The 22045-nt window shown below is 46.5% G+C and carries 23 protein-coding genes and 1 tRNA gene; 14 read left to right on the top strand and 10 right to left on the bottom strand.

Going from position 1 to position 22045, the window contains the following annotated elements; genetic code table 11:
• Together A4E24_RS09535 and A4E24_RS09540 are read left to right on the top strand one after the other, a co-directional pair.
• Positions 1-768, top strand: coding sequence for an A24 family peptidase C-terminal domain-containing protein (locus A4E24_RS09535; RefSeq protein WP_292353077.1), 768 nt, complete (start codon positions 1-3; stop codon positions 766-768).
• A gap of 51 nt (positions 769-819) precedes the next feature.
• Positions 820-948, top strand: coding sequence for a hypothetical protein (locus A4E24_RS09540; protein ID WP_292353078.1), 129 nt, complete (start codon positions 820-822; stop codon positions 946-948).
• 21 nt (positions 949-969) lie between these two features.
• On the opposite strand, the gene recQ is transcribed toward A4E24_RS09540, so the two are convergent.
• Positions 970-3063 carry a DNA helicase RecQ gene (recQ, locus tag A4E24_RS09545; RefSeq protein WP_292353080.1) on the bottom strand — a complete coding sequence of 698 codons (2094 nt, stop codon included), beginning with the start codon at positions 3061-3063 and terminating at the stop codon, positions 970-972.
• 179 nt (positions 3064-3242) lie between these two features.
• On the opposite strand from recQ, the gene guaA reads away from it, so the two are divergent.
• Together guaA and A4E24_RS09555 are read left to right on the top strand one after the other, a co-directional pair.
• Complete coding sequence (gene guaA / locus A4E24_RS09550) at positions 3243-4157, top strand: glutamine-hydrolyzing GMP synthase (protein WP_292353081.1); 915 nt, start codon at positions 3243-3245, stop codon at positions 4155-4157.
• Complete coding sequence (locus tag A4E24_RS09555; RefSeq protein WP_292353083.1) at positions 4158-5198, top strand: archaeosine biosynthesis radical SAM protein RaSEA; 1041 nt, start codon at positions 4158-4160, stop codon at positions 5196-5198.
• A 5-nt stretch (positions 5199-5203) separates the two neighbouring features.
• Here the strand turns inward: A4E24_RS09555 and argB are convergent, their stop codons facing one another.
• Both argB and A4E24_RS09565 read right to left on the bottom strand, forming a co-directional pair.
• Positions 5204-6100, bottom strand: coding sequence for an acetylglutamate kinase (gene argB / locus A4E24_RS09560; protein ID WP_292353084.1), 897 nt, complete (start codon positions 6098-6100; stop codon positions 5204-5206).
• A gap of 152 nt (positions 6101-6252) precedes the next feature.
• Positions 6253-6543 carry a non-histone chromosomal MC1 family protein gene (locus tag A4E24_RS09565; RefSeq protein WP_292353141.1) on the bottom strand — a complete coding sequence of 97 codons (291 nt, stop codon included), beginning with the start codon at positions 6541-6543 and terminating at the stop codon, positions 6253-6255.
• A gap of 287 nt (positions 6544-6830) precedes the next feature.
• Between A4E24_RS09565 and mptA the strand changes: the two genes are divergently transcribed.
• Together mptA and A4E24_RS09575 are read left to right on the top strand one after the other, a co-directional pair.
• Positions 6831-7781 carry a GTP cyclohydrolase MptA gene (gene mptA / locus A4E24_RS09570; RefSeq protein ID WP_292353086.1) on the top strand — a complete coding sequence of 317 codons (951 nt, stop codon included), beginning with the start codon at positions 6831-6833 and terminating at the stop codon, positions 7779-7781.
• A 55-nt stretch (positions 7782-7836) separates the two neighbouring features.
• On the top strand, positions 7837-8151 hold the full coding sequence (locus tag A4E24_RS09575; RefSeq protein ID WP_292353088.1) for a DUF2098 domain-containing protein: 315 nt from the start codon (positions 7837-7839) through the stop codon (positions 8149-8151).
• Positions 8152-8181: 30 nt separating this feature from the next.
• Here the strand turns inward: A4E24_RS09575 and A4E24_RS09580 are convergent, their stop codons facing one another.
• Positions 8182-9123, bottom strand: a complete 942-nt coding sequence (locus A4E24_RS09580; RefSeq protein ID WP_292353090.1) for a nucleotidyltransferase domain-containing protein — start codon at positions 9121-9123, stop codon at positions 8182-8184.
• A gap of 69 nt (positions 9124-9192) precedes the next feature.
• Between A4E24_RS09580 and A4E24_RS09585 the strand changes: the two genes are divergently transcribed.
• Together A4E24_RS09585 and A4E24_RS09590 are read left to right on the top strand one after the other, a co-directional pair.
• The gene (locus A4E24_RS09585; RefSeq protein WP_292353091.1) at positions 9193-10461 is read left to right on the top strand and encodes a M20 family metallopeptidase; all 1269 of its coding nucleotides are present in this window, start codon (positions 9193-9195) and stop codon (positions 10459-10461) included.
• Entirely contained in the window at positions 10458-10913 is a 456-nt protein-coding gene (locus tag A4E24_RS09590; protein WP_292353093.1) for a GNAT family N-acetyltransferase, read from the top strand. Before A4E24_RS09585 ends, A4E24_RS09590 begins: the two co-directional genes overlap by 4 nt.
• On the opposite strand, the gene A4E24_RS09595 is transcribed toward A4E24_RS09590, so the two are convergent.
• Positions 10903-11355 (bottom strand): N-acetyltransferase, encoded by a 453-nt coding sequence (locus tag A4E24_RS09595; RefSeq protein WP_292353094.1) that lies wholly within the window; start codon positions 11353-11355, stop codon positions 10903-10905. The genes A4E24_RS09590 and A4E24_RS09595 overlap by 11 nt on opposite strands.
• Before the next feature lie 43 nt (positions 11356-11398).
• Positions 11399-11473 (bottom strand) — tRNA-Arg (locus tag A4E24_RS09600).
• Positions 11474-11709: 236 nt separating this feature from the next.
• Here A4E24_RS09600 and A4E24_RS09605 point away from each other — a divergent pair.
• Positions 11710-12192 carry a hypothetical protein gene (locus A4E24_RS09605; protein WP_292353095.1) on the top strand — a complete coding sequence of 161 codons (483 nt, stop codon included), beginning with the start codon at positions 11710-11712 and terminating at the stop codon, positions 12190-12192.
• A gap of 81 nt (positions 12193-12273) precedes the next feature.
• On the opposite strand, the gene hdrB is transcribed toward A4E24_RS09605, so the two are convergent.
• Together hdrB and hdrC are read right to left on the bottom strand one after the other, a co-directional pair.
• Positions 12274-13173, bottom strand: coding sequence for a CoB--CoM heterodisulfide reductase subunit B (gene hdrB / locus A4E24_RS09610; protein WP_292353096.1), 900 nt, complete (start codon positions 13171-13173; stop codon positions 12274-12276).
• A 19-nt stretch (positions 13174-13192) separates the two neighbouring features.
• Positions 13193-13675: a CoB--CoM heterodisulfide reductase subunit C gene (hdrC, locus tag A4E24_RS09615; protein WP_292353098.1), complete on the bottom strand. Its 483-nt coding sequence runs from the start codon at positions 13673-13675 to the stop codon at positions 13193-13195.
• Between the two features lie 200 nt (positions 13676-13875).
• Here hdrC and glnA (A4E24_RS09620) point away from each other — a divergent pair, with 200 nt between their 5' ends.
• The 5 genes from glnA (A4E24_RS09620) to A4E24_RS09640 all read left to right on the top strand — a co-directional run bounded on the left by glnA (A4E24_RS09620) (position 13876) and on the right by A4E24_RS09640 (position 19739).
• Positions 13876-15213 (top strand): type I glutamate--ammonia ligase, encoded by a 1338-nt coding sequence (gene glnA, locus A4E24_RS09620; RefSeq protein WP_292353099.1) that lies wholly within the window; start codon positions 13876-13878, stop codon positions 15211-15213.
• Between the two features lie 194 nt (positions 15214-15407).
• Complete coding sequence (locus A4E24_RS09625) at positions 15408-16460, top strand: glutamine amidotransferase family protein (RefSeq protein WP_292353101.1); 1053 nt, start codon at positions 15408-15410, stop codon at positions 16458-16460.
• Positions 16457-17968 carry a glutamate synthase-related protein gene (locus A4E24_RS09630; protein ID WP_292353103.1) on the top strand — a complete coding sequence of 504 codons (1512 nt, stop codon included), beginning with the start codon at positions 16457-16459 and terminating at the stop codon, positions 17966-17968. The genes A4E24_RS09625 and A4E24_RS09630 overlap by 4 nt, the downstream gene beginning before the upstream one ends.
• Before the next feature lie 2 nt (positions 17969-17970).
• Positions 17971-18711 (top strand): hypothetical protein, encoded by a 741-nt coding sequence (locus tag A4E24_RS09635; RefSeq protein ID WP_292353104.1) that lies wholly within the window; start codon positions 17971-17973, stop codon positions 18709-18711.
• A 5-nt stretch (positions 18712-18716) separates the two neighbouring features.
• Positions 18717-19739, top strand: a complete 1023-nt coding sequence (locus A4E24_RS09640) for a Coenzyme F420 hydrogenase/dehydrogenase, beta subunit C-terminal domain (RefSeq protein WP_292353105.1) — start codon at positions 18717-18719, stop codon at positions 19737-19739.
• A gap of 199 nt (positions 19740-19938) precedes the next feature.
• On the opposite strand, the gene A4E24_RS09645 is transcribed toward A4E24_RS09640, so the two are convergent.
• Entirely contained in the window at positions 19939-20442 is a 504-nt protein-coding gene (locus A4E24_RS09645; RefSeq protein ID WP_292353106.1) for a GNAT family N-acetyltransferase, read from the bottom strand.
• Entirely contained in the window at positions 20442-21770 is a 1329-nt protein-coding gene (gene glnA / locus A4E24_RS09650) for a type I glutamate--ammonia ligase (protein ID WP_292353107.1), read from the bottom strand. The genes A4E24_RS09645 and glnA (A4E24_RS09650) overlap by 1 nt, the downstream gene beginning before the upstream one ends.
• Between the last annotated feature and the right edge of the window lie 275 nt (positions 21771-22045).

Here is a 22045-nt window from a genome sequence, read left to right on the forward strand (position 1 = left end):
ATGATAGAACTCCTCAAAGTCCTTGTGTGCCTGCCTTTCCTTGCGTATTCCTGTTATTCCGATATAAAGACCCGCCGGGTATCCAATAAGGTCTGGCCGATCATGCTGGGTGCAGCTTCACCCTTTATACTTTATGAGATGATCACTTTCGGCTTACCGTATATTTTCAGGACTGTGATCTCTTTTGTCGTGATATTCGTTTTTGTGTACATCCTCTTCATGCTGCATGCTTTCGGGGGAGCAGATGCAAAAGTGCTCATGGTCATCTCTATCATCCTCCCTGTTTTCCCTGAATTGTCACTGGGTTCTCTGCAACTTCCTTTGTGGGGAGTTCCTCTGCTTGATCTGTTCACATTCAGTGTTTTTGGTAATTCGGTGCTTCTGACCATCATAGTGCCCCTCGGTCTGTTGCTTTACAACCTGCTGACAGTTCCTCCTAAAGAACTTATGAAAAAGCCCTTATATGCCCTCATAGGTTACAGGCAGCATATAGACAACCTGGAAGAAGGTCATTTCAGACTGATAGAAAAGCATGAGGAAACGCCTAATGGCGTAGTTTCAAGATTTACACGCACAGGCACTTCCATTGATCGCGATATGATCCTTAAGCTGCAAGGACTGCACAGAAAAGGCTCAATAGGAGAACATGTGTGGATCACTCCTGGTCTTCCTTTTATGATACCCATAACCGCGGGGTTCTTAGCTGCCGTTATATTCGGTGATCTTATATTCTACCTGTCCTTCAATTATCTGATGCCTTTGGTCTGACCGGCAAGGTTTAGTAACCGGCTCCACATATCTTGCTATGGAGGCATATCAATGGGAGAAAATGACACCAAGCAGGAAAAGCAAGACAAGGATAAGGAAGAGGTCGCAAGGATCAGTCCGATCCATCCTGGTGACAGAAGGGGGCACGCAAAACGTCATCTTCTGGATACATGTGAATGAGTTCTTCCCATTTACAATAGTTCACTTTTTATAAGGCAGGATGTCTGACCAGATCTCTTCTATATATTTATCAGGTATCTCAGTTCCCAATTTTTCTTTTGTGAGCCGGATGAATTCTTCCCTTAGGCCCATTATGCACAGCATAACGTTTTCTTTCTTATCATATTCATTTTCATTATCTGCAGTTCCAACTTCCTGTGTAGTTGCTTCAGTAGCATCTTTTGAGATGCCTTTCAGATGGTCCCTTATCTCGGTCAGGAATATATCTCCATATTTCTGCAGCTTGTATTCTCCCACGCCTGTGATCTCCAGCAGTTCTTTTTCATTCAGGGGTATCTGGGTTGCCATCTGTTTCAGGCTCGTATCTGCAAATACTATGTAAGGCGGAACTCCCTCTTTGCTTGCGATCTTTTTGCGCAGTTCCTTTAACCTTGAGAACAGCTCATTATCAATTCTATTGACAGTTCCAGTTTGTTTCTTTGTTATATATTCGGTTTCTATCTCTTTAACTCTCACAAGATCGCTTGGATGATCACTTACGTTGGATCTTTTCAGTTGGTCTGTCGCTATTTGCTTACCCGGAGCCAGGAGCGAATCGTTGCTTGATGCTAATTGCATCATCTCTACAGTTCTTTTCCCTGCAATGACCTGTTCACTATCTTTGTCGAGTTTGAGCAACGGATATCTGGAACCTTCGAGCCTTAATATCCCCTGATGGACCAGTTCTCTTGCGATATCTGCCCACCTGTCCTTTGGAAGATAGGTGCCCATCTCATAACTGCTCAGCCGATGATGTCCTTTTTCTTTTATCTTTTTGCTGTTTGAGCCGGTAAGTATCTCCGTTACATGTGTGATACCATACCTTTGGCCTACTTCTTTCACGCATTTGATGAGCAGCTTTGCTTCTTCCGTAGCATCAGTTATTTTCACAGGCTGCAGGCATACATCACATCCCCCGCAGTTCTCATCTTGCAGCTCTTCGCCAAAATAACGCAGCAGCATTTTCCTTCGGCATACTGTGCTCTGGCAATAGTCCATAACCTCTTTGAGTTTTGATCTGGCTGCTTCACGCTCTTCGCTTTTCGCTATCTGATCAATGAAATAATCAATCTTGTACTTGTCACCACGGCTGAAAAAGAGTATGCATTCACATTCAAGGCCATCCCTGCCACCTCTTCCTGTTTCCTGGTAATAGCTTTCAAGATTGCGCGGAAGGTCGTAGTGTATCACGAAACGTACGTTGGGTTTGTCTATCCCCATACCAAAAGCAATGGTAGCAACGATGATCTCCACATCATCCTTTATGAATATATCCTGGTTCCTGCTCCTTGCAGCATCAGAAAGCCCTGCGTGATACGGCAGGGCATTGAAACCGCTTTTACGCAATTTTCCGGTTAGTTCATCTACCGTCTTGCGGCTCTGGCAGTATATTATCCCGCTTTTGTCTTTTCTGTCCCGCAGGAATTCTACTATCTGTTCATAGGTATCTTTCTTTGGTCTGACCTGATACAGCAGATTTTTACGGTTAAAGCTGGCTACGTATGTTTTGCAGCCCTGGATGTGCAACTGGGATATAGTGTCTTCCCGCACCCTGGGAGTGGCGGTTGCTGTAAGTGCTATGATAGGGATGTGCGGATACTTTCTTTTAAGGATGCTCAGCTTCCTGTACTCGGGCCTGAAATCATGTCCCCACTCAGAGATGCAATGGCTTTCGTCTATGGCGAACAGGTTGACCTTTATTCTGTCGAACAATGCCAATGTACTGGACAAGGTAAGCCTTTCAGGAGCAACGTACAGCATTTTGATAAGGTTCTTTTCAAGATCCTGCTTTATCTGGTTGCTTTCCTTATAGCTCAACGTACTGTTCAGGTATGCGGCTTCTACACCATTGGCCCTGAGCGTGTCCACCTGGTCCTTCATAAGAGATATGAGGGGCGACACTACTATAGTGACACCATTCATCAGAAGTGCAGGTAACTGATAACAGAGGGATTTTCCTCCTCCGGTGGGCATCAGCACAAAAACATCTTTTCCCTCCAGAACATCTTTTATAATATCTTCCTGCAGGGGCCTGAACGTGTCGTATCCGAAGTACTTGCTTAATGTCCGGTGCATCGCTCTACAGTTAACATTGGCTGTATATAACTATAGTTGATGACATGATTATAATTAAAGATCATTCCCCAAGAATTTAAATATCACATCGACAGCATTAAATCATATATCTGTAATAATCCGCTCAATCACTGATCCATTCTTTATGATTATCAATGTGTGATATATGGAGCAATCCTATGGTTAAAGTTGACAGATTCATTCCTCAGAGTATAGAGAAGATAAAGGAACAGATCTCCGGTCCTGCCATTATAGCTCTTTCAGGTGGTGTTGACAGCTCTGTGTGTGCTGTACTTGCGCATCGTGCAATAGGAGAGTTATTGTTCCCTATCTATATCGATACCGGGCTCATGCGTAAAGGAGAAACTCAGAGAATAAAGGAGATATTCTCTGACATGAACTTACAGATCGTAGATGCCAGAGAGCGTTTCCTGGAAGCTCTGAAAGGCATAGATGATCCGGAACTGAAGCGCAAAGCAGTCGGTGAAACGTTCATCAGGGTGTTCGAGGAAGAGGCAAGGCTGCTTAAAGCAGAGTTCCTCATTCAGGGAACCATCTATCCCGACAGGATAGAGTCCGAGGGCGGTATAAAATCCCATCACAATGTAGGTGGTCTGCCTTCTGTAATGGATTTCAGGTCCATTGTAGAACCTCTGGAGGACCTTTATAAGGATGAGGTGAGGGAAGTTGCCAGGGCACTTGGCCTGCCCCATGAGATCTCTGAGCGTATGCCCTTCCCCGGGCCTGGACTTTCTGTACGCATAGTAGGCGAGGTCACTGAGGAAAAGGTCGAGGCAGTGAGGGAAGCCAATGCCATCGTAGAGGAAGAACTTCTGGAAAGGTTCCATCCCTGGCAGACGTTCGCTGCCATAGTGGGCAAAGGCACTGGTGTCAAAGGTGACCAGAGAGTGCATGGCTGGATAGTTGCAGTACGTGCTGTCGGTTCCCGTGACGGTATGACCGCGGAGGCCATGGAACTGCCCTGGGATGTGCTAAAGCGTATTGAGTCGCGTATCACAGGCGAGATCCCATCAGTTGCAAGAGTTGTGTATGATCTGTCTCCGAAACCCCCGGCAACCATCGAGTTCGAGTAAATGTCACTGAATACTACAGTTCTTGAGATACGTCAGAGGCAGCGGATCAAACCGACACCTCTGGATATGCCCTCTGCAGTGTGGACCGGCAAGGACCATGTGGATGGGAATGTGGAGAATACCCTTACCATGATCTTCCGCACTTCCGGGTGCTGGTGGGGTAAGGTCGGAGGCTGCACCATGTGTGGTTACGTGTACGACAGTGCGCATACTTCTCCTTCTGCGGAAGATCTTGTTTCCCAGTTCCAGAAAGCAATGGTTAAAGCTTCAAAGTTTGACAGGTTCATGGTCAAGATATTCACCTCAGGTAGTTTCCTTGATGAAAAGGAAGTGCCGGCCGAAGCTCTCTCAAAGATACTTTCTCTTCTGGAAGAAGATGATCGGGTCTTTAAGGTAGTGGTGGAATCCAGGCCAGAGTTCCTGACCGACGCATCCATGAAGTTCTGCCTTGCTCATCTTAAAGATACTTTGTTCGAGGTTGCCATAGGTCTTGAGACCAGTTCGGACCTCATCAGAAAACACTCTATCAACAAAGGTTTTACTTTCAGGGATTTTGTCAGGGCTGCCGAGGTTGCAAAATCCAATGGTGTCGCAGTAAAGACGTATCTTATGCTGAAACCCCCTTTCATTTCAGAAAAACAGGCTTTGCAGGACATTGTAGCCTCAGTAAGGGAAGCGTCAGTATATTCCAGCGTGATCTCTATCAATCTGTGCAATGTGCAGAAAGGCACTCTTATAGAATATCTGTGGGAACGTGGGGAATACCGTCCTCCATGGCTATGGAGCATTGTGGATATCCTTAAAAGGACAAAACAGGAGTTCCCACATCTGGTCATCACTTCCGATCCGGTAGGTGCAGGAGCCAAAAGAGGGCCCCGCAACTGTAAGGAATGCAGCGGGCAGGTTGCAGATGCCATCAGGGCCTTTTCATTGAGCCAGGACCTGCATGACCTTGAAGGGCTGGGATGTGATTGCAGGTATCTGTGGGAAAAGGTATTGGTTCTGGACGATGTTACTTTTGGCTCTCCTGTCCTGGAGTGATTTTCTCACTCCTCATCCTCGCCTCTGTAAACCATTGTCCCTATACCCGTATCAGTGAAGAGTTCCAGCAGGACCGAGTGAGATACGCTCCCATCTATTATATGCACTCTTTCCACACCACTTTCAACAGCGGTCACAGCACCCCTCAGCTTTGGCACCATGCCGCCTGAGATGACCCCTTCCCTCACCAGTTTTTCCACATCTTCAAGTTTCACTCTGGATATGCGGGACGACTTGTCTTCGATATCCCTCAGGATGCCCGGTACGTCTGTCATGAGAATGAGTTTCTGGGCCCTCAGAGCTGCAGCGATATCTCCGGCCACTGTATCTGCATTTATGTTAAGCCCTCTCCCACTGGAGTCTATGGCAATGGGGGATATCACAGGAATATAACCATGTTCTGTGACTATTTCCAGGATCTCCGTGTTGATGATCTCGGTCTCCCCCACCCAGCCCAGATCAACTTCCTGCTCTTTGTTCTCTATCATGACCTTTTGTGCAGCCATTTTCTTTGCAATGATAAGCTTACCATCTTTGCCGGAAAGGCCAATTCCCTTTCCTCCATGTTTGCCTATGAGGGATACGATGTCGGTATTGATATTGCCTACCAGTACCATGCGTGCAATTTCAAGGGTCTCATCATCTGTGATGCGTAATCCTCCCACAAATTTGGGTTTCTTTCCCATGCGGTTCATCTTCTCGGTGATCTCCGGTCCCCCTCCATGCACTATGATCGGATGTATGCCCACGAACTTCAGCAGCACTACATCTTCAATGATATCGCTCATTATCTGTTTATCAACCATGGCATGGCCGCCTACTTTGATGACCATTATGGCATTATGGAACTTCCTTATATATGGAAGAGCCTCTATCAACACGTTCTCTCTTTTCAGTGTCACAGTCCACCCTCACTGGTGAGTTGATTACCAATAAAAAGTATCCGTATTGATATAGGTTCCAATATATTATCTTTATTGGACCATAAAAAGAAGATCTGTTAAAAGAGAATGGTACCAGAGTTCTGGTAGCCAGAAAATGTAAAGTGATTTTATTAAATCTTGTCGAGCTTCTCAATGCCCACTTTCTTCACGAATGGCTTGCTGATCTTATCAGGCATCCAGTCTGGCTTGTTCTTTGGAGCATCAACATTCTCTCTCCATCCCTTGAAGACATGGATCTTCTTGGTTCCCCTCTCGCGGAGCTTTATGGTTTCTGGCTTTGCTTTTGTTCCCTTGCCGCGGTTAGCGACCTTCAATGCTGCCTGACGTGGCTGTTTTCCGGTAAATACACCGTGTTCGTTTCCGTTCTTATCTCTCAGTACAAAGTTCCTAGTTTCAACCATCATGTCACCTCATTGCTTGCATGTGATTTTTACTCGATAAACCTATTCTGCACATATAGTATATATATTTTTCTTTTAATGTTGCCTTTCGATTCTGGTTTATACCAGTTGGATTATCGGGCGTACTCATAATCCTGTTTAAATTATATTGCTGTTTAAATATTTTAATTTATCCCTGCTGTAACACAACATTTACATGCAATGAATTCATTTCCTTCACCAAGTACACATAAAAACGGACCCATCTCACTTTTACATGAATGTGATCTGTTCTCAGAGGTAATGTTATGGAACTTTCTACTGTCATATTGCCGGATATACAGGCCAATAAGCCAAAAATACCTATCAACCTGACTCGCGTAGGTGTGACCAACGTTAAAAAACTGGTAGCCGTCAAAAGAAAAGACAAGCGCCCTGTAATGCTTATATCGACATTCGATATCTTTGTTGACCTGCCTTCTGACAGGAAAGGGGCCAACCTCTCCCGCAATTTCGAAGCAGTAGATGAAGTTCTGGAAAAAGCGGTGAATATGCCTGTTTATGAGATCGAGCAGCTATGCAGTGATGTTGCTCTCAACTTGCTCGTGAGGCATGAATATGCTACAAGGGCAGAAGTCCATCTCAAGAGTGAATACGTTATCAAAAGGGAATCCCCTTCCACTAAAATGGAATGTCAGGAAGTGGTGGAGATTTTCGCTGAAGCGAAAGCCAGCAGGGAAGAAGCAGGGAACATCAATATCACTAAGCTCATCGGTGCAGAAGTGGTAGGAATGACCGCTTGTCCGTGTGCACAGGAGATCATGACGGACAATGCCCGCAAACAGCTTGAAGAGATCGGTGTGGATAACAGAAAGATCGCCGAATTCCTCCATCGTGTGCCCATGGCAACCCACAACCAGAGAGGAAGAGGGATTATTTCCATTGAAGTTGCAAGTGATGATTTCATCTCCCTTGAAAAAGTGATAACCATCATCGAGAGATCGATGAGCTCAAGTGTCTTCGAATTGCTGAAGCGTTCCGATGAAGCGATGGTGGTTCAGACGGCCCACAAGAATCCGAAGTTCGTGGAAGACTGTGTGCGTACCATGGCTCATAATGTTGTTAAAGAGTTCAGGGACCTTCCGGATGATGCGATCGTGACCATTAAGCAGATAAACGAGGAAAGTATCCACCGCCATAATGCCTTTGCTGAAAGGGTTGCAACCATAGGCGAACTTCGTACAGAGATCACTAACTGAATCTTTTTCAGTTAGTTTCGATCACCGGTCTGATCAGTTAAAAGAATGTGGTAACATGGATGAAGGTTCAGATCATATCATGGCCCAAGATCTAAACGGGGCTCCTATCACAATTGGTTCATATGTGCTCTATATCAATACAGGTACTGCAGGTCAGGTTATCGAACTTAAGCAGGACGAAGATTCAACGTGGGCCCTGCTGGACACCACCGGACTGTACTACAATGTACAGGCTCTTGTGATAACGGATGCAAGCGCCATCAAAGTGAAAAAAGAACGTGAAGCAGGAGAAGTCGATAAAGATGACCTTGTCAGACAGCAAACTCCGGAAAGGGTCGTTGATATCGGGCAGGTGACAGGCGGAGGATGATCTCCTCCTTTAATTTCGTTACATTTTCTGTCACAGCATATTTTCTTTTTCAAGCAATGTAAGTGAACGGATCCATTCTCCCTTTGGTTCACGTGAAGTGCCTACCACGAGCCTTTTTTTCTCGCCTGTTATTTCAACCACTCCCTGAGCTTCGATAAGCTCTCCGGGTAACGCCTGTCCTGCGTAAGTATGAGTATAGGATAACACGTGGTCTATTTCAGGGTGCTGCACTTTGTATACCGCAGGGCTGTCAAAGGCAAGGTCCGCATTTGTCACTGTTGCCTCGATCCTCATGGTCCCAGTGTCCTTTCCTCTTGCCGGAGGCTCTTTTATCTGTTCCCAGTCCCTCACGAAAAGCAGATCGAAATATGTGCCTTCCACCATACCTCTGTTACCTTTCCGTTCCTCATGGACTACGAACTCTTCAAAGGATATCTCAGGAATGCGCTTTTTATATATCCTTTGCCACATCTCCATATTTATATCCTCTATTGGTCCGGATCTTTTCTTTTCTTCGGCGATGGCATCCCTTGCTATGAACCAGTATTTTCCATATACCACAAAATCCACATCAGATGTCTCGTTCTGTAATCCCGGCAACAAAGAGCCAGTGACTCCCATATGTGACCTTGGCACTCCTGCTTTTTCAAGAACTTTCACGATTGCATCTATCCGGCTATCTGAGGCTACAAGACGCTGTATGGCCTCATTGGGGGGGAGTATCCTTTTCACCTGCTCTTCAGGCACTACATGTACATCTTCCACCCATTCAGGCCGGTGCTTTCGCATAAAATCGAAAGAATCATCGAAATCATACTTGCGGTATCTTTTTCCGTTCATCTGCCGTTCCCCTTCTTCATCGGGTACGTATCGCAGTGTCGAACGTATCCCATGGGGATGGAAATAATCGGATACAGCGAATATCCAGTCATCCTGTGTTATGAAAAAGTCCCTGAGCCGTGTTTTCAGCATTCTTATCTCCTTTGTATTGGATTAAAGGTAATAAATCTCCTTAGTAATAATCATATTGCAAACATCTCTATGAACAAAATGATCATGGGTCATGATGAGCGATTTGCTCTTATAATTTGGATGAAACATTCATATAAGGTGATGTTCCTGCTTCCCCTTGAACAATGGATCATACAAAAGCGACGCGATTTCCACAGATATCCTGAGCTCAGCTTCAATGAACACATGACACAGAAGAGGATAATTAGTTCTCTTAAGGAGTTCGGCCTGGAAAGCAGTTCTATTGCCGGTACCGGTGTTGTGGCAGATATCACAGGCAATGGTCCGGGACCTTGTATTGCAATACGTTCTGATACAGATGCTCTGCCAATACAGGAGGAGGCAACTGCCCACAATAGCGAGTATATCTCTTGCCACAAAGGGATCATGCACGCATGCGGCCACGATGGCCATATGGCTATAGTATTGGGCGTGGCCCGCCTGCTTTTCGAGAGGAGATATGAGTTCCCTGGTAAAGTGCGGTTGATATTTCAGCCGGCAGAGGAACAATACCCTGGAGGGGCGAGCAAGGTTATTGATGATGGCGGGCTTACAGGCGTCGATGCTATTATAGGGCTTCACATTTTCGGTGATGTGGGTCTTGGTAATGTGCGTTTCTGCCCCGGGCCATTCATGGCAAGCTCCAACGATTTCAATATCAGGGTCACAGGAAAAGGTGGTCATGTATCCACACCGGAATATTGCATAAATCCCATTGAAATGGCTGCGGACCTTATATCCAGGTCTAGGCTGGAAAGTGCCCGGAAGGTCGATCCTTCAAGACATGTTTTTGGCTTTGGCACGGTCACCGGAGGTACTCGCTCAAACATCATCCCCGACGAAGTACATGTTTCAGGAAGTTTCAGGACCTTTGATGAAATGGACACGGCCACTATTGAGAATGTTCTGGATACAATACTGATTTCTGTCATGGAGGAATATACCAGAGAGGATATTGCTGGTGTGCCATCCTATGAGCTGGATGTGTTACATGGTTATCCTGTACTTGTGAACGATCCGGGTTTTACGGCAGCGGCCAGCAGGTTGCTTAAGCAGTCATTCATGAATGTGGATGATAATGCATCTCCTATCTTCGGCTCCGAGGATTTTGCTCATTATTTGCGTCAGGTGCCAGGTATGTTCCTTTTCCTGGGTACCCGCAATCCGGAGAAAGATATGACAGAGAACAACCATTCCAGCAGTTTTGATATAGATGAAGCTGTCCTGATACAGGGTGTGCAAATATTAAGTTCTATTGCTCTTGATTTTTTGAAAAAGCCAGGGGAATATATTCGTTGATCATAAAGGTCTTTTCCCCATTACTTAATTCCTCCGTAAAAAAATTCGTGGTGAGCGTACTGGCATCCGAAGGTTTTGCTTACGACATGGAGAAGGATCTTGATCTGGATGATATTTCAGCAAATTACCTTGAAGACGGAGGCATCTTTTATGTGGCTTTCACAGAGGGCAGGATCATCGGCACCTGTGCTGTGAAAAAAAGAAGTGAGGAAAAATGTGAGGTCAAGAGGCTGTATGTCCATAAGGATCTCAGAAGACTGGGAATCGGGTCCGAACTCTTGGGGAAAGCTCTGGAATTTGCACGCGAGCATTATAATACAGCGATCCTGAAGACATCTACTTCTCAGAAGCAAGCTATTGCTTTATACTTGAAGACCGGCTTTTTCGTGCAAAAAGAAGAAAAAGGGGTCATTTATTTTACAATGGATCTGGCTGAGCAGTTCACTCTATAGTTTTGATCAGCGCTACCTCATCACAGTCCGGGAACTTAGGACAGTTTATGCAGCCACTCCATACTTTATGGGGGAGTGTTGCTTTATCCACCCTTTCAAATCCGTGTTTTTCGAAAAATTGCGGTACGTATGTAAGAGTAAATATCTTCTTTATATGCAGTTCGTGTGCATCACTCATACAGGCCTTAAGCAACTGGGAACCTATTCCTTGCCTTGCATATTCAGGCTTGACAGCAAACGAAAGTACCTCCGCCAGGTCTTCCCATACTACCTGCAGGGCACAGCATCCTATGACCTCGCCGTCCTTCTCGTATACATAGAAACTGCGTATATACTGGTACAGTTCATTGTATGAACGGGGAAGCATCTTCTCCTGTTTTGCATATGCATTGATGATGTTCTTCATTGCTTCGACATCTTTGACAGTGGCCTTACGGATCATTAGATGATTCTCCTTGATCTCATTGAATTAGAAAAAAGTATAGCGAGCGTGAAGGGATTTGAACCCCTGGCTTGCAGCTTAGGAGGCTGCCGCCATATCCTGGCTAGGCCACACGCTCTCTTTGACTTTCACTCTCCTAATAACATTCAATATCTTAAATCTATTGGTACGAGCCGGACCTATCAGTAGTTATCTGTTTCTTTCTATATCCGGTCTCTGTCTGTCGGCAGATATAAACTGATCTTTGAACTGCTTACTATGTATCAGTTCGAAAATATTCGTACCTTAGGCAATTGCTATATATTCTGAATGATATCATATCTTTCAGATACAAATCTATTACGGGGAGACAGAATGAGATCGAACTATCTGTTAATACTTTTATTAATTACAATGGCCATCGTGATATCAGGTTGTTCCTGTCAGCCGACGATAGTCTACAATGGCTCTGAGAACACAAGTGGGAACCAGACACCTTCTCCTGGAGTGAACAATGACGAAGAATTCATAACCGGCGTGGCATCTGTCAGTAATGTGCAGGTGCTTATACTGGAATCTTTTCCTGTACAGGTGAATGTGGAAGCTACGGGTTATCTTCCCGATGGCTGCACGACCATCGCTAATGTCACTACCACGAAAGATGGCAACACATTCTATGTGGAGATAGGCACAATACGTCCCAGGGATGCCTTATGTACACAGGCACTGGTGCCTTTCACAAAGTCCGTGCCTCTTGACGTATATGGTCTGGAGAAAGGTGTCTACAATGTAGATGTGAACGGCAAGACAGCATCCTTTGAACTGTCTGTTGATAATATCCTTTCGGATAAATCCTGAAAATGTGGCCTTTGCTAGACGGCCACTTTTATATCTATTTACATTGCAACTTGCCGCTGTGATCTATCAGGTACAGTAGAGTTAATTGTCTTCTATCGACATTTTCAGCTTTTCCATGAAACCCATGTTCTGTACGACGTTCATATGGATGCCCAGCATCTCAGGGGGGAATCCCAGAGCAAGCCCTAAAAGCTGGGAATAATGCAGCACAGGTATTTCATAGGTTTTACCAAATGCCTTTTCTATCTCCTTTTGGCCTGCGTCCAGTTGCATGTGGCAGAAAGGACATGCATTGACTATGCAATCCACACCTGCCTCTTTTATTTTAGATAGTTTGTGTTCGGCCATTGCAAGTGATCTTTCTTTAAGGCCGGATCGCATGCCTCCTCCGGCTCCACAGCACTCCATCTTATCGGAGTATTCAACGCTTGTGGAACCTGTAGCTTCCACAAGTTCGTCAAAGAAACGTGGTCTTTCAAAACTGCCAAGTCCCCTGTCCCTGGAAGGTTTTATGAGATGGCATCCGTAGTGAACTGCTACTTTCAGTCCAAGAGGTTTCTCTATGGCCTCCTTTATCTTCTCAGTTCCGACATCCGAATAGAGGAATTCTGCTATATGGCGTACGTCTATCGTTCCTTTGAACTGGCGGTCTATCTCGCCCAGATATACATTTGTCCTTTTCCTCAGCTCTTCGTTCTCCTTCAATGTCCGGTTTGCATCTGCCAGGGATCCAAAGCATCCGTTACATATGGTAAGAAGGTCACGTTGCATATCCTCTCCAAGTGTAAGGTTACGCCCAGCCACTGCCAGCCATGTAGGGCTATCAAATGAACGGAATACACCGGGTGCAGGACAGCAGGAAGCTCCGGGCAGGTAAGTGCAGTCAATGTCCAGCTTTGCAAGGCATAGCCTGGTGGCCATCTCTATGCCTGGGTATCTGTTAGGGATGACGCATCCCAGAAAAAGTGCCAATGGTGCCATTTTTGTCTCCGGTATATAACTATTGGTCTATGATAGCCGCCAACTTGCAGGCATTAAGAAGCTTTTTGACCTCGTTCAAGGCTTCAAGGTCCTTATGCACTGTTTCGGGAAGTCGCTCAAGTCCAAGCTCTTCCCTTTTCTCCATATTTGTTTCATCAATAGGCACAGCGTGTCCATATTCCAGGAGCAGTTCTATTACTTGCTTATGCTCAGGCAGTATAATGCCCTCGTGGGCTGCAACGGACCGGATGCTGAGGATAGCATCTACTATATCAATGCGGCGCGGGCAACGCTCCTGGCAGTTATAGCATGTAGTGCACATCCACAGCTCTTTATCTTCAAGCACATCCTGGGACCTCATGGCATGCCTGATGAGCCTGCGTACGTTCAGGCTGGTATGGCGGCCAGAAGGGCAGCTCCCGCTGCACATCCCGCATTGCATGCACTTCAGTATGTCGATCCCTGCTTCTTTAAGTTGTTCCTGTACATTGTTCTCTTTCATGTTCTGCCCATTAATGTATTTCCTATTGTTTATAAACTGTTCCCGGATATCTGTTACTTTTTCTTTCAATACATAGTATAATTTTCATCATGGTTTTCTGTTCTCTCTCTAGTTGAACTCTTCTTTTCGGCAGCAATTAAGAAAAATTTATATACTATAAAGTAGGTAATGGGTTACTTAATACCTAAGAGGTAATAGGAATGGCACAAAAAGCAATGACCAACGAGGAAGTGCTGCAAAAAGTTGCAGAAAATGATGTAAAGTTCATAAGGACACAGTTCACTGATACTCTGGGTATCATCAAAAGTTGGGCAATTCCGGCAGAGGACCTTGAGGGAGCTTTCAAGGACGGTGTTATGTTCGATGGTTCTTCGATAGAGGGTTTCGCAAGGATAGAAGAATCCGATATGATGCTCATGCCCGATCCATCTACTTTCAGGATACTCCCATGGAGGCCAAAGGAAGGCTCAGTGGCCCGTATCATTGGTGATGTAAAGAAGCCAGATGGTACTCCGTTCGAAGGCGATCCGAGGTATGTCCTGAAGCAAGCCATGGCTGATGCTGCAGAAATGGGATACACGATGAACGTAGGCCCGGAGCTTGAGTTCTTCCTGTTCAAGCTGGACGCAGAAGGTAACCCTACAACACATCTGACCGATCAGGGAGGATATTTCGACTTTGCTCCTCTGGACAAGGCACAGGATGTAAGAAGAGACATAGACTTCGCACTTGAGTCTATGGGGTTCAAGCTGGAGGCTTCTCACCACGAGGTAGCTCCTTCACAGCACGAGATCAACTTCAGGTTCGGTGACATGCTTTCCACTGCAGACAAGGTCATTACCTTCAAGTACGTGGCAAAATCCATTGCATATCACAAGGGGTACTATATCTCCTTCATGCCGAAGCCTCTTTTCGGTGTGAACGGTTCAGGCATGCACACTAACCAGTCCTTGATGACTAACGGCAAGAACGCCTTCTATGACCCGGATGCACCAAAAGGCCTCTCACAGACGTCCATGTATTACATAGGCGGTATGCTGAAGCACATCAGAGAGTTCGCTGCAGTCACCAACTCAACTGTGAACTCCTACAAGAGGCTTGTGCCAGGATATGAAGCACCTATATATGTCACATGGTCTGCCACCAACAGGAGCTCTCTCATCAGGATCCCTGCAACAAGAGGCATTGGCACAAGGATCGAACTAAGGTGCCCTGACCCTGCATGTAACCCATACCTTGCATTCGCCCTGATGCTGCGTGCTGGTCTTGACGGTATAAAGAACAAGATCGAGCCACCAGAGGCCACGAACGTCAACATCTTCAAGCTCAGTGAAGAAGAGCGTACAAAGAGAGGTATCCAGTCCCTCCCTGGCAGCCTGAAGGAGTCCCTGGATCTCATGCGCGCCAGCGAGTTCACAAAGAATGCTCTTGGTGAACACGTCTTCAACAGCTTCCTTAAGGCAAAGACCGCTGAATGGGATTCATACAAGGCACAGGTCCACCAGTGGGAACTGGACAACTACCTAAGCATATTGTAAGGGAAATATCCCTTACATATAACTTTATCCCATTGTCCCTATGGACGTTAGATGCCAATTGCTTTTAGTTTGGCTTCCCTCTATTGGAGATCCTCCTCAATGAACGACGAAAACAGGTCTTTTACGGATATTTGCATGGTTGGTCCGCAAAAGGCAAATTGATGTATCTCCAAAAACAGTTCTTAGTGGTAAATATGTGCGGAATTATAGGCGTTATAGACCGTGGCCGGTCTGGCATGGACGGCTCAGGTATAAAAGAGGCCCTCAGCCTGATGAACGAACGAGGAAGTGGAGAAGGCGCGGGTTATGTAGCTTATGGCATATACCCGGATTATCCGGATTATTATGCTCTTCATGTCTTCTATGACAATCTGGTGGAACCGAAAAAGAAGGTAGATGAACTACTTGAAAAGTGGGGACGCATAGTTCAGCAGGAAGAGATCCCTACCTATGAGCGACCCGGCCTCAGGAAGAAACATATCCCATGGAGGTATTTCTACAAGCCCCATAAGGATCTCGTGGTAGGCAGTTCCACACCTGAAGACGATCTTGTAAAGACCCTTGTGATGGACATCAACTCCCGTATAGATGGTGCTCTGGTGTTCTCTTCAGGCGTCAATATGGGAGTGTTCAAAGCGGCCGGCTGGCCTGAGGATGTTGCGGATTTTTACCGCATACAGGATTACAAGGGTTACATATGGCTTGCCCATAACCGTTATCCGACAAACACCCCGGGCTGGTGGGGAGGTGCCCATCCATTCAATCTGCTTGACTGGTCAGTGGTCCACAATGGAGAGATCACTTCTTACGGTACTAACAGGCAGTATGTGGAAAGCAATGGCTACAAGTGTACTATGTTCACGGATACTGAGGTTGTAGCTTACCTCTTTGATATCCTGGGCAGGCGTCATGGATTGCCTGAAGATCTGGTTGTGAAAGCTTTGGCTCCTCCTTTCTGGGATGAGATCGATGCAATGCCCGAAAGACAGCGGAAGATAGATCACGCCATGCGTCTCACATACGGGGCTGCCCAGATGAATGGACCTTTTGCCATAGTTGTAGCTACCAGCCAGGGTATAGTAGGGTTCACTGACCGTATCAAGCTACGTCCTTTGGTTGCTGCTGAGAATGGGAACAAGCTCTATATCTCCAGCGAGGAGGCAGCTATCAGGGTCATGGACCCGGACGTGCAGAACATCCGCATGCCCAGAGCAGGCGAACCGGTCATAGGGAGGGTCATTGTATGACCCTGGGCAGTGTACCTCTGCGGTATAAGGTAAGCATCGACCGTGATCAGTGTATGCAGTGTATGCGCTGTGTGGATAATTGTTCCTATGGTGTCTACAGAGTTGAAGGTGATAGGATCATTATAGACTCCCGCAAATGCACTGCCTGCCACCGTTGTATCTCCATGTGTCCCAGGGATGCCATCACTCTTCAGGAGAAACCTGTGGATTACCGCAGCCATCCCCTGTGGACAGCTCAGACAAGGGAAGATATCATCAACCAGGCCCGCACTGGCAAGATAATCCTTGCAGGAATGGGTAATGCACTTGATTATCCTGTGATCTTCGACAGGCTGGTATTGGACGCCTGCCAGGTGACAAACCCAAGTATCGATCCTCTGAGAGAGCCCATGGAACTGCGTACCTACCTGGGTAAGAAGCCTTCAAGGCTTGAGTTCAGAAAGAACGATGAAGGAGATGTGGAACTTGTCACGGAGCTTGCTCCTAATCTGAAGCTTGATACGCCTATCATGATAGGGCATATGAGTTACGGAGCTATCAGTCTCAATACCCAGCTAAGCCTGGCCAAGGCAGTGACAGAAATGGGCACTTTCATGGGCACAGGTGAAGGTGGAATGCATAAGGCCCTGCACCCGTATCAGGACCACACTATCGTCCAGGTGGCCTCAGGGCGTTTTGGTGTTGATATCGATTATCTTGAACGTGGCGCAGCCATTGAGATCAAGATAGGGCAGGGTGCAAAGCCGGGTATAGGCGGTCACCTGCCAGGTGAAAAAGTATGCGTTGATGTGTCCTGTACCCGTATGATCCCCCTGGGTTCAGATGCTATAAGTCCGGCACCTCATCATGATATTTATAGTATAGAGGATCTGGCGCAACTTGTCAGGAGCCTTAAGGAAGCCACAGAATGGAAGAAGCCGGTGTTCGTGAAGATAGCAGCTGTGCACAACGTAGCCGCCATAGCTGCAGGCATTGCACGTTCGTCAGCAGATGCTGTCGTGATAGATGGTTTCCGTGGCGGGACCGGTGCAGCTCCCAAGGTGTTCAGGGACAATGTAGGCATACCCATAGAAGCAGCTATAGCTGCTGTAGACCACAAGCTGAACGATCAGGGTGTAAGGAATGAGGTTTCCATCATTGCCAGCGGAGGCATACGCAACAGTGCAGACCTTGCAAAATCCATTGCTCTGGGGGCGGATGCAGTATATATCGGAACGGCTTCCCTGATAGCTCTTGGATGCAGGGTATGTGGCAATTGCTACCGTGGTCTCTGTCCCTGGGGCATAGCCACCCAAAGGCAGGACCTGGTAGACCGTATCGATCCCGAGATAGGGGGAAGGAATGTTGCGAACCTTATACATGCCTGGACACTTGAGCTAAGTGAGCTCATGGGTGCTGCCGGCTTGAACAGCATTGAAAGCCTCAGGGGTAACCGCGAGCGTTTGCGTGGGTATATGCTGGATGAAGGCATGCTGAAAGTACTGAATGTCGAACCGGTGGGGGCATAAAGATGGAAAAAATGGTCATTGATGCAAAAGGTATGCATTACACTCCACTCAATAAGCAGATCCGGAAGGCCGTAGCTGCAGGTGTTAAGGAGATCGAGATAAACAATGTACTTGGGCAGCGTTTTATAGCCAACGGTCTCAGAGGCGATGTGAAGATCACCATCAATGGTATTCCCGGGGGGGACCTCTGTATGTTCATGAACGGCCCGGAGTGCACTGTTCACGGCGATTGTGAACATGCTCCCGGAAACACCATGGACGGAGGGATGATCATCGTCCATGGCAGTGCAGGCGACGCTGTAGCTCACAGTATGCGTGGTGGTAAGGTGTATATCCGGAACAATATCGGATATCGTGGCGGTATACACATGAAAGAGTACGAATCTAAGAAGCCAACTCTTGTAATAGGTGGCACTTCTCATGCATTCCTCGGTGAATACATGGCCGGAGGCCTGATATTGGTCCTTGGCATGGGTTCGCAGCCACTTATGGAGGACAGAGGTATCGGCAGCGGTATACACGGGGGAGAGATCGTGATCCGTGGAAAAGTGGCAGACAGGCTCCTTGGTGTAGGTGCCATAAAAACAGAGTTCACTGAAAGTGATCTCGAAAGGTTATCCCCGGTAATAGAGGACTTCTGTTCCAGGTTCGGTATAGATCCATCTCCTCTCATGGACATCAACTACACACGTATAGTGCCTTCGAGCAGCAGGCCCTTTGCTGGCAAATACACATGGGAGTGATTGAAATGGGAAAAAATTATCTCGATCTTAAGGCTGAGGTCTGGGACACAGGCATATGCGCTGCTTGTGGTGCATGTGTTGCAGTGTGCCCTGCAGATGCCATATTTTTCAAGACAGGAGAAGAATCCATAAGCCCGTTTAACAATGGATACTGTAAGGAAGTCACTGACGGAGTACCATGTGGTGCATGTTATGCTACCTGTCCCAGGCTGGACCCGGCACCAACCGAAGTGTTGGGTGAGTATCTGGATATCTTTTCTGCAAAGGCGGATATCCCTATCCCCGGAAAACAGAGTGGTGGGGCAGTCACAGCTATTCTGGTGAATGCTCTTGAACAGGGTATGATCGACGCAGTGGTCACAGTGGAAGAGGATCCATGGACCCTTAAACCATCGTCCACTGTCATCACATCGGAAGATGTGCTTATCAATCAGGCAGGAAGCCGTTACAACTGGTGGGTGCCACTGGTCTCTTCTCTGAAAGAGGCTGTCATCACCCGTAAGTACAGAAACATTGCAGTTGTGGGTGTACCCTGTGTGGTACAGGCTGTCAGGAAAATGCTTGATAGCGACCACGACCTCTTAAGGCCATTCAGGCGTTCCATCCGTCTGGTCGTAGGACTTTTCTGCACAGAGACCTTCGACTACGAGAAACTGGTAGAGGAAAAACTGATCCGGGAGCGCAGCATCGAACCTCTGGACATAATTCGTTTTGACGTAAAAGGGAAGCTCGAGATCACCATGAAAGATGGTAGCTTCATAGCTATACCTTTAAAAGATGTCGATGACTGTGTAAGGCCAGGTTGCAGGATGTGTACTGATTTCACTGCTATTGGTTCAGACCTCTCTGCGGGTTCAGTGGGTAGTCCGACAGGCTATACTACGCTGATCATACGCAGTACTGCCGGACAGACTGTTGTGCAAAGCGCCATCGAAAACGGTTTGCTTTCTACAGGGCCTGATGTGGACATACAGGCTGTAGAGAAGCTATCAGGTAAGAAAGTTGCAAGAAAACAGGAGAAAACATAACACATCCCTTTTATGGCTGCGGTGTCTATCCTCTTCCTCGTCGTTCCTAACCATGCTGATAGACACCGTATATCCATTCTCTGATGCAGCCATTGGGATAAGACAGCTTGCCGGATAAAGGTATTGCTATCAGATCTCTTTTTAAGGAAGTTGATCTTCTATCATATAGAGGCATTGGAAAATATATCCCATTCAGATGTCATGACTGGAATGTTTTCCTGTAGTGGATGGTATCTACTCTGTTGCCTCTGTCGTTCTTCACTATACAGTATGGGATAAACCCATTAGATCCATAGAATCTCATAGCAGCATCATTGGTGGACCAGGTGCAAACGTATAGTTTCCTTATGCCTTCATTCATCAGATCTCTTTCAAGTTCCTGGTACAATGCTCTGCTAATACCCTTTTTCCTTTGAAGGGGATGCACACACATGAGGTTGATGTATGCGTCATTCTCTTTTCTCCAGAACTTGCTGCAGCCAATAACACCGATGATATTACCGGCGGTGTCATGTGGAGCACTATGACCCTCTGCGATCAGGTAATAGGAATGCTTACCAGCAAGACATTCCCATACTCTTTGCTCTATACCATTACCTCTCATGCTGAGGGGCGGGTAAAAATCATTGTCCACAATTTCTATGAACCGGCAGAGAGGACCGTGATCTTCCTGCCGGGCATGTCGTATCTTTACTTCGGGCATTAAGTGACGTTAAGGTATCGTTCGATCTCCCATCCATGTACCTGCTTTTTATATTCATCCCATTCTGCCCTCGCAAGTCTGAGGATATTGTCATGTACATGCGTGCCCAATATCTTCTTGAGCAACTCGTCCTGCTCAAAGTAGTTTGCACTCTCATTGAGGGTGCCTGGCAGGCTTTCGATACCTTGTTCTGCACGCTCTTTGAGACTCAGATCGAAAATATTATAATCGACAAAATGTTTTGGAGCAATCTTGTTCTGTATGCCTTCAAGGCCTGCTGCCAGTATAGCAGCGAAAGTAAGATATGGGTTGCAGGATGGGTCGGGACTTCTCAGTTCCACACGAGTGCTGCTGCCCCTTGCAACAGGTATACGCATAAGAGAACTGCGGTTAGCACCGGACCATGCAATGTACACTGGCGCTTCATATCCGGGAATGATCCTCTTGTATGAGTTCACAATAGGATTTGCTATGCATGTGATAGCTTTGACATGGTTCAGGACACCGGCGATGAAATACCTCGCTGTATCGCTGATCTCCATTTCAGCATCCGGATCGTAGAAAGCGTTCTTACCGTCCTTTGAAAGGGAAAGGTTGACATGCATACCTGAACCATTGACCGTAGCTATTGGTTTTGGCATGAAGGTTGCATGCAATCCATTGATCTTAGCTATCGTCCTGGCGACGTACTTGAACGTGACCACATTATCGGCCATAGTTAATGCGTCCCCGTACTTGAAGTCGATCTCATGCTGGCCGAAGGCCACTTCGTGATGGGAGGCTTCAATATCAAAATTAAGGTCCATGAGCGTAAGGACTATCTCACGTCTGATATCTTCGGCAATGTCCGTAGGTGCAAACTCAAAGTAGGTTCCGTAGTCATGGGGTATGGTCGTAGCATTACCGTTTTCTTTTTCGAAAAGGAAGAACTCCATCTCAGGCCCTACATTCAAAGTAAAACCCATCTCTGCAGCCTTTTCTGTAACTTTTCTCAGCACATAGCGGGGATCGCCTTTGAAAGGTTCGCCGTTTGGCTGGTACACATCGCAGATAATGCGTGCCACCTGTCCTTTACCGTTATTCCAGGGAAGTAGTGCAAATGTGGTTACATCAGGTTTAAGCAGCATGTCAGATTCGTATATCCTGACAAATCCCTCTATAGAAGAGCCGTCAAAGCTTATGCCCGTGGTCAGAGCTTTTTTGATCTGGGTCACAGGTATTTCGACATCCTTGACAACACCCTGTATATCTGTAAACTGTAGCCGTATGAACTTTACATTGTGTTCTTCAATAGCTTTTAGAACATCGTTCTCGTTCTTGATGATCATTGGATCTCCCGTCCGGCAGCATGAACTGCAATTGCTTGAGCTATATTAACAGCTGCATGAAGATAAAATTATTCTTTCTATATTAATGAGTTCATACCTATCTCCAATCAGTACATAAAAAAACCGGGTGTATATTTCTCCCTATTGAGGATCCCAGGATCATTTGTCTGCCATCCCAATTGTTCTGCTCATCATGAACGCTGTATCATTCACTCCTCCATCATCAATAAATGGGGCAATGGATGCCCTTGTACGGACATCCTACTCCAAGATCG

Source organism: Methanomethylovorans sp. PtaU1.Bin093, assembly GCF_002067275.1.
Lineage (GTDB): Archaea > Halobacteriota > Methanosarcinia > Methanosarcinales > Methanosarcinaceae > Methanomethylovorans.

Bases quoted from the DNA above. Each gene is read 5' to 3' on its own strand.
- A4E24_RS09535 (WP_292353077.1), top strand. From the start codon at position 1: ATGATAGAACTCCTCAAAGTCCTTGTGTGCCTGCCTTTCCTTGCGTAT.
- A4E24_RS09540 (WP_292353078.1), top strand. From the start codon at position 820: ATGGGAGAAAATGACACCAAGCAGGAAAAGCAAGACAAGGATAAGGAA.
- recQ (WP_292353080.1), bottom strand. From the start codon at position 3,063: ATGCACCGGACATTAAGCAAGTACTTCGGATACGACACGTTCAGGCCC.
- guaA (WP_292353081.1), top strand. From the start codon at position 3,243: ATGGTTAAAGTTGACAGATTCATTCCTCAGAGTATAGAGAAGATAAAG.
- A4E24_RS09555 (WP_292353083.1), top strand. From the start codon at position 4,158: ATGTCACTGAATACTACAGTTCTTGAGATACGTCAGAGGCAGCGGATC.
- A4E24_RS09565 (WP_292353141.1), bottom strand. From the start codon at position 6,543: ATGGTTGAAACTAGGAACTTTGTACTGAGAGATAAGAACGGAAACGAA.
- mptA (WP_292353086.1), top strand. From the start codon at position 6,831: ATGGAACTTTCTACTGTCATATTGCCGGATATACAGGCCAATAAGCCA.
- A4E24_RS09575 (WP_292353088.1), top strand. From the start codon at position 7,837: ATGGATGAAGGTTCAGATCATATCATGGCCCAAGATCTAAACGGGGCT.
- A4E24_RS09580 (WP_292353090.1), bottom strand. From the start codon at position 9,123: ATGCTGAAAACACGGCTCAGGGACTTTTTCATAACACAGGATGACTGG.
- A4E24_RS09585 (WP_292353091.1), top strand. From the start codon at position 9,193: ATGAACAAAATGATCATGGGTCATGATGAGCGATTTGCTCTTATAATT.
- A4E24_RS09595 (WP_292353094.1), bottom strand. From the start codon at position 11,355: ATGATCCGTAAGGCCACTGTCAAAGATGTCGAAGCAATGAAGAACATC.
- A4E24_RS09605 (WP_292353095.1), top strand. From the start codon at position 11,710: ATGAGATCGAACTATCTGTTAATACTTTTATTAATTACAATGGCCATC.
- hdrB (WP_292353096.1), bottom strand. From the start codon at position 13,173: ATGGCACCATTGGCACTTTTTCTGGGATGCGTCATCCCTAACAGATAC.
- hdrC (WP_292353098.1), bottom strand. From the start codon at position 13,675: ATGAAAGAGAACAATGTACAGGAACAACTTAAAGAAGCAGGGATCGAC.
- glnA (WP_292353099.1), top strand. From the start codon at position 13,876: ATGGCACAAAAAGCAATGACCAACGAGGAAGTGCTGCAAAAAGTTGCA.
- A4E24_RS09625 (WP_292353101.1), top strand. From the start codon at position 15,408: ATGTGCGGAATTATAGGCGTTATAGACCGTGGCCGGTCTGGCATGGAC.
- A4E24_RS09630 (WP_292353103.1), top strand. From the start codon at position 16,457: ATGACCCTGGGCAGTGTACCTCTGCGGTATAAGGTAAGCATCGACCGT.
- A4E24_RS09635 (WP_292353104.1), top strand. From the start codon at position 17,971: ATGGAAAAAATGGTCATTGATGCAAAAGGTATGCATTACACTCCACTC.
- A4E24_RS09640 (WP_292353105.1), top strand. From the start codon at position 18,717: ATGGGAAAAAATTATCTCGATCTTAAGGCTGAGGTCTGGGACACAGGC.
- A4E24_RS09645 (WP_292353106.1), bottom strand. From the start codon at position 20,442: ATGCCCGAAGTAAAGATACGACATGCCCGGCAGGAAGATCACGGTCCT.
- glnA (WP_292353107.1), bottom strand. From the start codon at position 21,770: ATGATCATCAAGAACGAGAACGATGTTCTAAAAGCTATTGAAGAACAC.